This window comes from Streptomyces sp. NPDC057963 (assembly GCF_042887155.1).
Classification (GTDB): Bacteria; Actinomycetota; Actinomycetes; order Streptomycetales; family Streptomycetaceae; genus Streptomyces.
The window spans coordinates 1-12,472 of the sequence record NZ_JBHVPX010000045.1 but is presented as its reverse complement, the minus strand read 5'-3'; the positions used below and the strand labels follow the sequence as shown (position 1 = coordinate 12,472).

10 protein-coding genes and 1 pseudogene are annotated in these 12,472 nt (G+C 72.2%); 7 read left to right on the top strand and 4 right to left on the bottom strand.

The window, feature by feature from the left end:
- The first annotated feature begins 70 nt into the window (after positions 1-70).
- Positions 71-1,060 carry a 2,3,4,5-tetrahydropyridine-2,6-dicarboxylate N-succinyltransferase gene (gene dapD / locus ACFVT1_RS39845; RefSeq protein WP_389805401.1) on the top strand — a complete coding sequence of 330 codons (990 nt, stop codon included), beginning with the start codon at positions 71-73 and terminating at the stop codon, positions 1,058-1,060.
- Here dapD and dapA read toward each other — a convergent pair.
- Positions 1,057-1,941, bottom strand: a complete 885-nt coding sequence (dapA, locus tag ACFVT1_RS39840) for a 4-hydroxy-tetrahydrodipicolinate synthase (RefSeq protein WP_389805399.1) — start codon at positions 1,939-1,941, stop codon at positions 1,057-1,059. The two genes, dapD and dapA, sit on opposite strands and share 4 nt — an antisense overlap.
- A 225-nt stretch (positions 1,942-2,166) precedes the next feature.
- On the opposite strand from dapA, the gene ACFVT1_RS39835 reads away from it, so the two are divergent.
- Entirely contained in the window at positions 2,167-2,799 is a 633-nt protein-coding gene (locus ACFVT1_RS39835) for a DUF4232 domain-containing protein (RefSeq protein ID WP_389805439.1), read from the top strand.
- Positions 2,800-2,943: 144 nt separating this feature from the next.
- Here ACFVT1_RS39835 and ACFVT1_RS39830 read toward each other — a convergent pair whose 3' ends face one another.
- The gene (locus ACFVT1_RS39830; protein ID WP_389805396.1) at positions 2,944-4,077 is read right to left on the bottom strand and encodes a lipid II:glycine glycyltransferase FemX; all 1,134 of its coding nucleotides are present in this window, start codon (positions 4,075-4,077) and stop codon (positions 2,944-2,946) included.
- Between the two features lie 137 nt (positions 4,078-4,214).
- Here ACFVT1_RS39830 and ACFVT1_RS39825 point away from each other — a divergent pair, with 137 nt between their 5' ends.
- Positions 4,215-4,928 (top strand): antibiotic biosynthesis monooxygenase, encoded by a 714-nt coding sequence (locus ACFVT1_RS39825; RefSeq protein WP_389805393.1) that lies wholly within the window; start codon positions 4,215-4,217, stop codon positions 4,926-4,928.
- Between the two features lie 84 nt (positions 4,929-5,012).
- Here ACFVT1_RS39825 and ACFVT1_RS39820 read toward each other — a convergent pair whose 3' ends face one another.
- The gene (locus ACFVT1_RS39820; RefSeq protein ID WP_389805391.1) at positions 5,013-6,860 is read right to left on the bottom strand and encodes an endonuclease/exonuclease/phosphatase family protein; all 1,848 of its coding nucleotides are present in this window, start codon (positions 6,858-6,860) and stop codon (positions 5,013-5,015) included.
- A gap of 186 nt (positions 6,861-7,046) precedes the next feature.
- Between ACFVT1_RS39820 and ACFVT1_RS39815 the strand changes: the two genes are divergently transcribed.
- From ACFVT1_RS39815 to ACFVT1_RS39800, 4 genes and pseudogenes are all read left to right on the top strand, one after another.
- On the top strand, positions 7,047-8,498 hold the full coding sequence (locus tag ACFVT1_RS39815) for a hypothetical protein (RefSeq protein WP_389805388.1): 1,452 nt from the start codon (positions 7,047-7,049) through the stop codon (positions 8,496-8,498).
- 189 nt (positions 8,499-8,687) lie between these two features.
- Positions 8,688-10,160, top strand: coding sequence for an alkaline phosphatase PhoX (locus ACFVT1_RS39810; protein ID WP_389805385.1), 1,473 nt, complete (start codon positions 8,688-8,690; stop codon positions 10,158-10,160).
- Between the two features lie 154 nt (positions 10,161-10,314).
- A pseudogene (locus tag ACFVT1_RS39805) lies at positions 10,315-10,482 on the top strand (TROVE domain-containing protein); the annotation flags it as partial.
- A gap of 78 nt (positions 10,483-10,560) precedes the next feature.
- A complete protein-coding gene (locus tag ACFVT1_RS39800) occupies positions 10,561-10,791 on the top strand; it encodes a hypothetical protein (RefSeq protein WP_362206094.1) in 231 nt (76 codons plus the stop codon).
- Between the two features lie 120 nt (positions 10,792-10,911).
- On the opposite strand, the gene ACFVT1_RS39795 is transcribed toward ACFVT1_RS39800, so the two are convergent.
- A complete protein-coding gene (locus ACFVT1_RS39795) occupies positions 10,912-12,141 on the bottom strand; it encodes a TerD family protein (RefSeq protein ID WP_389805382.1) in 1,230 nt (409 codons plus the stop codon).
- Positions 12,142-12,472: the final 331 nt, after the last annotated feature.

The following is a 12,472-nucleotide window of genomic DNA, read 5'->3' as shown; positions in this document are numbered from 1 at the left end:
GGGGCCGTGCCGCGACCACCCGGCGAGACCGGTTGGCTCCGACGGCGCCCCGCCGGTTAGGTTTCGTGTCATGACCGACACGACTCCTGCTCGCACCACCGGCGCCGTCGCCGCCGGCCTCGCCACCATCGCCGGCGACGGTTCCGTTCTCGACACCTGGTTCCCCGCCCCCGAGCTCACCGCCGAGCCGGGCCCGGCCGGAACCGAACGGCTCACCCCCGACCAGGCCGTGAACCTCCTCGGCGAGGGCGCGGCCAAGGCCGTCGGCGTGGACGCCCGCCGCGGCGTCGAGGTCGTCGCCGTGCGTACGGTCATCGCCTCGCTCGACGACAAGCCGCTCGACGCCCACGACGCGTACCTGCGCCTGCACCTCCTGTCGCACCGCCTCGTCCAGCCGCACGGACAGAACCTCGACGGCCTTTTCGGCCTCCTCGCCAACGTCGCCTGGACCTCGCTCGGCCCGGTCGCCGTGGACGACGTGGAGCGGGTGCGGCTGAACGCCCGCGCCGAGGGCCTGCACCTCCAGGTCACCTCGGTCGACAAGTTCCCCCGGATGACGGACTACGTCGCACCGAAGGGCGTCCGGATCGCCGACGCCGACCGGGTCAGGCTCGGCGCGCACCTCGCCTCCGGTACCACGGTCATGCACGAGGGCTTCGTCAACTTCAACGCGGGCACCCTCGGCACGTCGATGGTCGAGGGCCGGATCTCCGCGGGTGTCGTCGTCGGCAACGGCTCCGACATCGGCGGCGGCGCCTCCACCATGGGCACCCTCTCCGGCGGCGGCAAGGAGCGCATCGTCATCGGCGAGCGCTGCCTGATCGGCGCCGAGGCCGGTGTCGGGATCGCGCTCGGCGACGAGTGCGTCGTCGAGGCCGGGCTGTACGTCACGGCCGGCACCCGCATCACGCTGCCGGACGGACAGATCGTCAAGGCCCGCGAGCTCTCCGGCGCCTCGAACATCCTCTTCCGCCGCAACTCGGTCACCGGCGCCGTCGAGGCCCGCCCGAACAACGCGGTCTGGGACGGCCTCAACGACGTCCTGCACAGCCACAACTAGCGCGTGGCGGCGAGGAGTTCCTCGTACACCCTCCGCAGCCCGTCGGTCGCCTCGCGTCCGGCGGGCTGCAGCGGTTCACGGACCGGACCGGCGCCGAGCAGGGCCTTCGCCGTGACCGCGCCGGGCAGCCCGGACGCCATCATCGCCTCGGTGAGCGGGACGGTCAGCCGGTTGAGCCAGGCGGCCCCGGCGGTGTCCCCGGCGTCGAAGGCGTCCAGGACCGCCCGCAGCTGCCTGGGTGCCGCATTGGCGACCGTGCTGACATAGCCCGCCGCACCCACCGCGTACAGCGGCAGATTCAGCTCCTCGCAGCCCGAGTAGTACGCGAGCGGCGTCGCGCCCATCACCTTCGTCGAGCCGAGGAGGTCGTACGCGCAGTCCTTCACGGCCACGATGCGCGGGTGCTCCGCGAGCCGCAGCAGGGTGTCGGGCTCGATCCGGGTGCCGGTGCGGCCGGGGATGTCGTACAGCATCAGCGGAAGGCCGGTGGCGTCGGCGACGCGCCGGAAGTGTGCCTCGACGGCGGCCTGCGGCGGTCTGCTGTAGTACGGAGTCACCACCAGCAGGCCGTCCGCGCCCGCCTGTTCGGCCTGCCGGGCGAGGGCGGCGGTGTGCCGGGTGTCCGGGCTGCCGACCCCGGCGACGATCGGCACGCCGTCGCCGACCGCCGCCCGGACGGCCCGCAGCAGTGCGGTCTTCTCGGTGTCGGTGGTGGTCGGGGACTCGCCCGTGGTGCCGCTGAGCACCAGACCGTCGCAGCCGTCGGCGACCAGGGAGGCGGCGAGCTTCCCGGCGGCGTCCGGGTCCAGCGCTCCGGAGGCGGTGAACGGCGTGATCATGGCGCAGAGCGCGCGGCCGAAAGGGGCTACGGAAGCTGTCATTCCAGAAGTGTCGGTCGACCGGACCGTGAAGGTCCACTTAGTTCTGCTTCGGGTGAAGGCGAAGAAGAACTCAACAGTCGGGGAAGCGGGTCCGCGCTCTGACATGATCGAACGCCTATGCGGCAGGCCGACACGGGGGACGGGTGCATGACCGTACGGGAACGGGCAGCGCCGGGGGGGGGCGGAACCGGGGCCGGGAGGCCGAGGCCGGTGGTGGCCGTGCTCATGGCCGGGGTGCTGGGCCTGTCGCTCTCGGGTTGCGCCGGGTTCCTCGTGCCCGCGGGTGAGGGCGAGCCGAAGCCGGCACCGAACGCGCCGCACCGGGTGCACGCCGACCCGCTGCCGTCATCGCTCCCGAGCGTCCCCGCGGCGCTCCCCGACCGGCCGCCGCCGTCGGCACAGGGGCCGGGTCCCACGCCCACCGCGCGCGCCGACCGGACCGGCTGCCCGTCCTCCGGGGCCGTCGTCGACATGGGAGAGGTGCAGGCCGCACTGGGCCACCGGGCCGTCGGCCTCACCCTCACCAACTGCGGCCCCAAGCCGTACCGCGTCCACGGCTACCCGTCCGTCCGCGCCCTGGACGACGCCGGCCGTCCGCTGCCGGTCCCGGTGAATCCGGGTTCCTCGTACATGGGGACCGACCGGGGCCTCGAAGAAGTCGTGCTGAAGCCGGGGGAGACGGTGCGCTCGCTCCTGGCCTGGGTGTCCACCCCGACCGGCGGGGATCTCATCGAGGGGGACGCGCTGGAGATCGCACCGGCCCCCGGCCTGGAGGCGCGCACCTTCCCGCTGGAGGGCAGCGACGTACGGCTGCTCGACGAGCTGAACATGACCGCCTGGCGACCCGGACCGGCGTAGGGGCGCCGGTGGTGAGACGCGGATCGCCGGGCCCGCCACGGAGAGCTGCCCCCGCCGTTCCCGCTGTAGCCCGGACGCGGCAAGCGACCGTCCGGGGGCGCCCGGCCGCGGGCGCCTCACGCTCCCGGGAGCCGGCGGATCGCTTCAGCGGCGCGCCATGTAGAGGGCGAAGGCCTTGTGGAGCACCTTGTTGATCGGGTGGTCCCACTCCCCGATGTACTCGGCGGCCCGGCCGCCGGTGCCGACCTTGAAGCGCAGCAGGCCCAGCAGATGGTTGCCCTCGTCCAGGGTGTCGGTGATGCCGCGCAGGTCGTAGACCGCCGCGCCCCTCTCGTGCGCGTCGCTCATCATGCGCCACTGGACGGCGTTGTTGGGCTGGACCTCGCGCTTGCGGCCGGTCGAGGCACCGTAGGAGTACCAGACGTGGTTCCCCACGGTCAGCATCGTCGCCGCGGAGAGCGTCTCGCCGTCGTGGTGGGCGAGGTAGAGCCGCATCCGGTCGGGATCCTCGGTCCGCAGCGCGGTCCACATGCGCTGGAAGTAGACGAGCGGGCGGGGGATGAAGCGGTCGCGCTCGGCCGTCTCGCGGTACAGCTCGTAGAAGGCCGGGAGGTCCTCGTAGCCGCCCTCGACGACCTTGACGCCCGCCTTCTCGGCCTTCTTGATGTTGCGCCGCCACTGCTGGTTCAGATCGCGCTGGATCTCCTCCAGCGACTGTCCGGCGAACGGCACCTGGAAGACGTACCGGGGCTGTCCGGCACTGAAGCCGTCCTCGCCGCCCTCTTCGCCCTGCCGCCAGCCCAGTCCGCGCAGCTGCTCCACCAGGGCGGCGGCCTGCGGCTCGTCCGTGTCCGCCGGGACGTCGCGCAGCCGCCCGGCGGCCGGGTCGGCGATGGCGTCCTTGACCGTCCGGGCGTCCCAGCGGCGGGCGACCACCGGCGGGCCCATGCGCACCGAGAACGCGCCCCGCTCCTTCAGATGCGCCAGCATCGGATCCAGCCACCGGCTCAGAGAGGCGTCGTGCCAGTCGATGACGGGGCCCTCCGGCAGATAGGCCAGATAGCGCCTCACCCGGGGGATCGGCCGGTAGAGGACGAGCCCGGCCCCGACGATCCGTTCCGGGCCGGCGCCGCCCCGGTCGAACCAGCCGATGCTCTCCGCACGCCAGTCGGGCTTCACATCGCCCCACGACGGAACCTGCATATGGCTCACGGCGGGCCGGCTCGCGACGAATGCCAGATGCTCCTCGCGGGTGATCGCCCTGAGACGCAGTTCCATGCGGTACTCCGTTCGTTGTCCCGTCGGTGGGCCTGACGACGCCGACGGGGGAGTCCCGTTGACCTCAAGCGCACTTGACGTACCAGTGTGGTCGGCAGCGGCGTACCACGCGGGTGCGCCGGTCAGGAGGACCCGTCATGAGCGTGCATTTCGAATCCCGCCCCGATCTTGCCCGCAACGACGCCGGACTGGTCAAGGCGAGCACCTGGGATGTCGGCACCCCCGAGCGGCAGCGGCGGACGGTCGAGGCCGTCCGCACGGCGTGGAGCGGCCGGGAGTGGCCGCATCCGGGGCTGCTCTCGTACACCGTCCATGCCGGTGAGGACGGGAAGACCTTGTTCCACTACAGCCAGTGGAGTGATGAGCAGGCGTATCAGGAGTTCTTCCGGAGCGGCCGGGACGAGCGGAACGCGGACATCGATGCCGCCGTTCCGGACATCCGGCGGCTCGGGCTGCACACCTTCGAGCTGTACCGCTCCGTGCCGCAGCGGGAGGGCGACGGGCGGGAGCCGGGGTGCGTCGTGATCGTCGACGTCGAGTTCGAGGGGCCGGACAAGGCGCGGCAGCGGGACTGGGTGGACACCGTGTTCGAGGCGCTGGGGACCGACCCGGCACCCGCCCCCGGAGGCATCTCCGGACACTTCCACGTGAGCACCGACGGAACCCGCGTGCTCAATTACGCCGAATGGGAGAGCGCGCGGGCCCATGCCGACGCGCTGGCCGCGCCCGGAGACGGGGTCGGGTCGAGGACGCCGCAGTGGGAGCGGGTGCAGGCGTACGCGGGCGTGACCGGCGGCGGCGTGCACCGGTACACGCCCGCGCTCAGCATCGGGCCGGGGGCGGGCGTGTAACGGCGGCGGACGGCCGGGGCCTTTCGTCCCGGCCGCGCGGGCCGGACGAAAGACCCCGGCCGAGCCCGGACCGGCCGAGAGGCGCTACGGGCGGAAGCGGAGCACCTGCGGGTCGTGATCGCTGTTCTGCGCGGCGAACTCGGCGTTGATGTGGACGCTGTCGTAGTCGAAGTCGCCGATCGACGGACTGGTCAGGATCTGATCGAGCACCTGGGTGTTGCCCTGGTAGACGTACGAGTAACGCTCCTGGCGCGGCAGGGACTTCACCGCCGGGTACAGGACACCGCCGGACGACAGCGCCTCGGCCGTGCCGGAGAACTCGAAGTCGTTGATGTCACCGACGACCAGGACGTCCGCGTTCTTCTGGACGCTCAGCAGCTTCTTCACGAAGGTGTTGACCACCCCGGCCTGCGCGTGCCGCTGCACCTCCGACGAGCGGGTCGGCGGCTGGTGCTGCGAGAAGATCGACTCGTCGCCGCCCTTGGACGCGAAGTGGTTGGCGACGACGAAGACCGTACGGCCGCGGAAGGCGAACTCTCCGGCGAGCGGCTTGCGGCTGTCCTTCCAGGCCGCGTTCGCCGGGTCGATCCGGCCGGGGGAAAGAGTCAGGGCCGCCCTGCCCCGCTCCCGTACGACGTCGGTCGCCGTCGTCGCGTCGCCGCCCGCGCGGTCGGTGAACGACACCCGCTCCGGGTTGAACAGGAACACCTGGCGGATGTTGCCGCCGGGCTCGCCGCCGTCCTTCTTGTCCTCCGGGTCGATGGAACGCCACTCGTACGCCGGGCCGCCCGCGGCCGCGATCGCGGCGGTGAACTTCTCGACCGTCCGGCCGGCGGCGACCGTGCCGTCGTCCGTCGCGCCGTTGTCGTCCTGGATCTCCTCCAGCGCCACGATGTCGGGCGAGGCGAGGTTGTGGACCACGGCGGCGGCGAGCGCGTCGAACTTCTCCTGCGGGTCGCCCGGGTCGAGGTTCTCGACGTTGTACGTCGCCACCGCCAGCTCGCCGCCGCGCTGCTTGCGGGTCGTCTCCCGGCGCAGGCCCTTGCCGGTGACCGTGCCCATTGTGCGGGCGGTCAGCGTGTAGCCGCCGTACTGGTTGAAGTCGAGCGGGCCCTCGGTCGTACCGGACAGCACGTCGCCGACATCGGCGGTGGGGAAGGGCTGCTCGGCGAGCGGTACCAGCGACTGGATCTGGAGCCGGCCGGTGTTCTGCGCGGTGTACGAGCCGTAGACCGTGCCGCCGCGGCGGTTGGCGTGCTCGTGCGGCTTGACCGTCACCCACAGCTCGGCGTGCGCGTCGGTGGCGCCGATCACCCGCGAGGTGCCGATGCGGATGTTCATGCCCTCCAGGGACTCGTAGTAGTCCAGGGCGTAGCGGGACGGAGCGAGGGTCAGCGCGTCGATCGAGCCGCCCGCCGCGAGGTCGCCCGACGGGGTGTACCGGGAGGGGACCGAGCGCGCCGAGACCGTCACCGGTGCGGGCAGGGCGTTGCCGGAGGACACCACCGCGACCGTCGGCTTGGTGATCTGGGTGAGCGACTGGTTGCCGGAGGAGGCACCGCCCGGTACGTACTCGGCGACCGTGCCGGCGACCGTGACCGCGTCACCGACGGCGACGGCCGGCGCGGAGCCGGTGTAGACGAAGACGCCTTCGCTGGTGGCGGGGTCGGCGTCGGGGTTCGGGTCCTGGAACCAGAAGCCCTTCGAGCCGTACGTCCGCACACCCGTGACGATGCCCTCGACACCGCTGACCTGCCGGCCCGTGAGCGGGGATATCCGGGTGGCGCCCTGGATGTCGTGGATCCGGACCTGCCCGTCCGCGGACGGCTCGGCGGACGCGGAGGCGGTGGCCGCGCCGGTGAGCAGGCCCGCGGCGAGCGCGGCGGTGACTACGGCGGAGACGGCGGTCGTTCTGGACGATGCGGCGGGCATCACGGGCTCCGGGGGTATCGAGGGGGGCATGGAGGTCTACGCGCGTCAATCTGTTGTGTGGGCACGGTAGTTGTCAAGGATCTCAGGGCGGACCGACGCCGTCCGTTGCATGAACCGGGTGGCATGGGGCGAAATGCGTCTACGCTTGGGCCGCCCGATCCCGTACGCCCCGAGGAGAGTCACCTGATGTCCGCAGAGCGCCCCACCCTGCCACCCGTAAGGCTGCGTACCGAGGCCGAGCTGGCACGGGACGCGCTCGCCGCGCCGCTGCTCGCCCGCGCCGTCCGGCTCGCCCGCTGGGCGGGCCCGGAGACCCGGGTGGGCGCCGGTGGCGAGCTCGTCGAAGCGCAGTTGCCGGCGGCGGCCGAGCACCTCGGCCTCACGGCGGACGAGGAGGGCGCGGCGGAGGCGAGCGAGGCATGGCGGCTCGCGGTCGACGCGGGGCTGGTGGACGTCGAGGACCCGGCCGAGGCCGAGGGGGAGGACGCGGAGGGGACCGCCGCCGCGGGTGAGAACCTGGCGCTGATCACCGGAGGATCGCCGCAGGACGTCCTGTCGATCTGGCTCGACGGCCTGGAGGCCGTCCACGCCGACGCCACCGCGCCCGTCTTCGAGGACTTCGCCGACCTCGTCGGTGAGGACGGTTCGGTGGACTTCGATTCCCTGGACTGGGATCCGGAGGTCGAGGCGGAATTCCTCGACGGCGTCCTCGGCAATCTGTACCTGCTCACCGTCGGCGACGGCGGCGCGGACGCGGCACCCGTACCGCTGCCCGCGCTCGCCGCCTCGATGATCGTGCCGGACGACATGGGCGAGCCCACCGACGACATCCTCGAGCAGGTGTCCGAGGCGATGATGCGCCTCGACGACCAGTTCCGGGTCCTCGAACCCATCGGGATCGTCGAATACCGCCCGCTGGACGAGGCGTTGCTGGTCGAGGAGGGCGAGGACGCCGCCGCGGCCGACGACGAGGACGTCACCCGGTACGGGATGGTGAAGCTGACCCCCCTCGGCCTGTACGGCATCCGGGCCCGGATGCTGGAGGCGGGGGTGGACGCCCCGGCGCTCGGCGACCTCGCGGACAAGGGCGCCGACGTGCTCCTCGGCGGCATCGCGTACTACCCCGAGACGGCGGCCCGCGGCGAGATCGAGCTGTGGCTCACCCGGCGCGGCGCGGACGGTGCCGCGGCCGAACTCCTGGCGGCGGCCCGCGGGACGGACCGGCAGGCGCCGCTGCGCCGGCTCCACTGCCAGGAGGCGCTCGCCCTGGTCGGCGCGGAGGCGGAGCCCGCGGTGCGTGCGGTGCTGGACGACGCCGAGCTGGGCGGCCTCGCCCGGGTCTGGCTCGCGGAAGCGGGCGCGGCGGACGTACCCGCGCCGCCCGAGTCGATGATCTTCTGGCTCGCCATCGACACGATCGCGGCCCAACTGGAGGCCGAGGGCGACCTGGAGGAGCTCCAGGACCTGGTCGAGGGCCTGGCGGGTCAGCACAGCGGCTTCTTCGGCGAGGCGTGGCGGGTGGAGCACCCGGCGACCGCCGAGGTCCTCGAAGCGATGGGGCGGCTGCACAGCGACAAGAAGAAGGCCAAGGAGGCCCGGAAGGCGGCGTTCAAGGCGCGGTCCCGTACGGGGGCCTGATCGCGCAACCGGGCGCGGCGACCGCTCGGGGCGACCGTTCGGGGCGACTGCATCCCGCCAACTGAGGCGTATCCGGCCAACTGCACAGGAAGGATGCCCTTCGGCGTCGCCCGCAGTTCAACTGGTGTTCGGGCAGGGGCGCGACTGTGGGCGCGCCAACAACCCGCCCAGTCGCCCCAGGAGTACGTGATGCCCTTCACGCGCAGGGAATTCACCAGACAGTCCGCCCTCACCGGCGCCGGCATCGCCCTGACCGGTACCGTCGCAGCGCTGGCCACCGCACCCGGCGCCCTGGCCGCGTCGGAATCGAAGCACGGCGGCCACGACCACGGTCATGACCACGACCACGGTCACGGACACCACGGCGAGCCGGGCTACGGGCCGCTGATCGCCGACCCCAAGGGCCTCCTCGCGCTGCCCGCCGGATTCTCGTACAAGATCATCACCCACAGTGGTGTGACCAGGCTGGAGACCGGCGAGTACACCCCGTCCAACCACGACGGCACGGCCACCTTCGAGGGGTCCCGCGGCGTCACCCTGCTCGTCAACAACCACGAGCTGAGCGGCACTCGGGCCGACTGGGAGCACCCGGTACCGCTCACCGAGGGCCTCGTCTACGACCGGGTCGCGGCCGGCGGCTGCACCGTCGTGGAGACCCGCCGCGACGGCCGCACCGCCGAGTGGGTCGGCATCGCCGGCACGTCCACCAACTGCGCCGGCGGCGCCTCCCCGTGGGGCACCTGGCTCACCTGCGAGGAGACCGAGGACAAGGCCGGCAAGAACGGCCTGCTCAAGGACCACGGCTACGTCTTCGAGGTCGACCCGTACGACAAGCGCGCCAACCGCGACCCGCGCCCCGTCAAGGCGTTCGGCCGCTACGCCCACGAGGCCGTCGTCATCGACCCCAAGCAGGGCCACGCCTACCTGACCGAGGACGCCTCGGGCCCCAACGGGCTCCTCTACCGCTGGGTTCCGCCGCACGGCTTCCGGCACGGCCGCGGCAAGCTGCGCACGCTGGCCGACGACGCCGGTGTCCTCCAGGCCACCAAGTGCTTCGACCGCAACGGCAAGTTCGTCGACGACCTGTCCCGCGCCACGAAGATCGGCACGGTGTACGGCGTGGACTGGGTCGACGTACCCGACCGTGACGCGAAGACCGTCTCGGTGCGCAAGCAGTTCGCGGACGGCGAGGTCACCCGCGCCCGCAAGCTCGAAGGCATGTGGTGGGGCGACGGCGGTGCGTACATCGTCTCCTCGTTCGCCCGCGGTGAGAGCCCCGTCCAGCACGACGGCCAGGTCTGGTTCTACGACCCGAAGCGCCGCACGCTGACGCTGAAGGTGCTGCTCGGGGTGAACGCCGACCCGTCGAAGGACGGCGCCTTCGACGGCCCGGACAACATCACCGTCTCGCCGTACGGCGGTCTGGTCATCGCCGAGGACGGCGACGGCATCCAGCACCTCTTCGGGGCGACCGAGAGCGGCCGCACCTACCCGATCGCCCGCAACGAGCTGAACGCGGGCACCGAAGAGGATCCGGAGTACAGCGAGTTCACCGGTGTCACGTTCTCGCCCGACGGCAGGACGCTGTACGCCAACATCCAGACGCCGGGCATCATGCTCGCCATCACCGGTCCGTGGAAGCGCCAGCCGAACCGCCACTGACGGCGGGTACCACCGGCACGCGGGGGAGTCGCTCACGTGGTCGATTCCCCCGCGCCCCGTGGAGCCCCGGGGCCGCTCCCGTACGCCGCGGACGGCCGCTCCCGTACGCCGCGGACGGCCGCTCCCGTACGTCGCGGACGCCGCCGCGGCCCTGCCGTGCGAAGTGCCCGTCCGCACCGGGAACCCGGCCGGATTCCGGGTCGGGCACGCCCCACCGGGGGGCCGGAACCGTCATACCTTCGGGGGTCTTTCGGACGCGGCCTTCCGCACGGTGCCGCTGCTGGAGGCGGGCCCGGACGCGGACCGGCCCCGGAATCGCTGATTACGAATCCGGCATCAGTACGCCCCCAGGAGCGGACGGGCATGGCGTCGGGCCTTCCCAGGGCGCATACTCAAGGTAATGAAACAGTCAGCCGGATCCCGGCGCCACCTGCCCTCCAGTCCCTTCAACCGCCCGGCCCAGGCGGCCCCACCGGTCGAATTGTTCGATGTGGGCGACAGGGTGTCGCACGACCAGTTCGGACTCGGTCGCATCCTTGCCATCGAGGGCGACAACGACGCGGTGCTCATCGACTTCTCGGGGCGGCAGGGGAGGATCCTGAGCCCGTACTCCAAGCTGACCAAGCTCTGAGAGAGCCGGCGAGCACGCGCAGCGTCCGCGTCCGTCGCGCTCTACGGCTTCAGGGGCACCTGGCACTCGCAGGTGCCCCTGAAGCCGTACCGGAGAGTCTCGCGAGAGGCTGCCGCGGCGTTACAGGGCCTGGGCGGCGGGCTTCACCATGCCGCGGACGGTGCGCGACTTCACGAAGTTGCCCAGGGCGGTCATCTCCCACTCGCCGGAGAACTGCTTGATCAGCTTGGCCATCATCACGCCGGTCTGCGGCTCGGCGCCGGTCAGATCGAAGCGGACCAGCTCCTCGCCGGTGGCGGCGTCGATCAGCCGGCAGTAGGCCTTGGCGACCTCGGTGAACTTCTGGCCGGTGAAGGAGTTGACCGTGAAGACCAGGCCGGTCGCCTCCGCCGGGATCCGGCCCAGGTCGACGACGATCACCTCGTCGTCACCCGCGCCCTCGCCGGTGAGGTTGTCGCCGGAGTGCTTGATCGCGCCGTTCAGGATGGAGAGCTTGCCGAAGTAGCAGCTGTCCAGGTGGTTCCGGTTGGGGCCGTAGGCGATCACCGAGGCGTCGAGGTCGATGTCCTTGCCGCGGAACGCGGGCTCCCAGCCGAGGCCCATCTTGACCTGGGAGAGCAGCGGCCGGCCGCCCTTGACCAGGGAGACCGTCTGATTCTTCTGGAGGCTGACCCGGCCCTTGTCGAGGTTGACCTTGCCGGAGGCGGCGGGCGCGGCGGCCGGCGGGGCCGCGGGGGCCGACGGCGCGGCGATCCGCGGGTCCACGGGCGGGGCGGCGGGCATCGGGGGCACGACGGAGGCGGGCGCGGCGACGGGAGCGGGTGCGGCGGCAGGAGCGGCGGCGGGCTCCTCCTCGACCGAGACGCCGAAGTCCGTGGCGATTCCGGCCAGTCCGTTCGCATAGCCCTGGCCGACCGCGCGGGCCTTCCAGGCGCCGTTGCGGAGGTAGACCTCGATGACCACGAGCGCCGTCTCGGTGCCCAGGCGGGGCGGCGTGAACGTGGCGAGCACGCTGCTGTCGTCGGCGTTGCGCACGGTCGCGGTGGGCTCGATGCCCTGGAAGGTCTGGCCCGCCGCGTCCGGACTCGCCGTGACGACGATCTTCTCGATGCCCGGCGGGACCGCGGTGGTGTCCACCACGATCGCGTCCGGTGCGGTGCCGCCGCCGGAGCGGTAGGTCACACCGGGGCCCGCGGGCTGGTTGTAGAAGATGAAGTCGTCGTCGGAGCGCACCTTGCCGTCGGCGGTGAGCAGCAGGCCCGAAACGTCGAGCCGCACCGGGGCGGAGACGTCCACTGCCACGCGGGCGGCGGAGAGAGGGATGTTCGAGCCGGGGGTCATAGCGGTCATGCACGGGGTAACGAACGACCAGGCTTTGCCGTTCCCTTACCTTCGCCCGCTTCGGCCGCCTTGGCGCACTCTTGACGCGGCGGGAAGGGAGGGGCCGGGGGAACGACGGACCAGGGGGACGGAGGGCCGGGGAACGGAGGACCGGGGGGACGGAGGGCCGGGGGAACGGAGGACCGGGGGCCGGCGGGTGCGGCGACGGGGGCGGGCGCGGCGGACCGGCGGGATCTCGACGAGCCCTTAGACCGTGTCCTGTGTGGTGATCACTCGTTGAGCTGTTCATGGGGCGGGATGCGTGGAGTTGGATTGTTCCGGACGGGCTGTGGGAGATCGC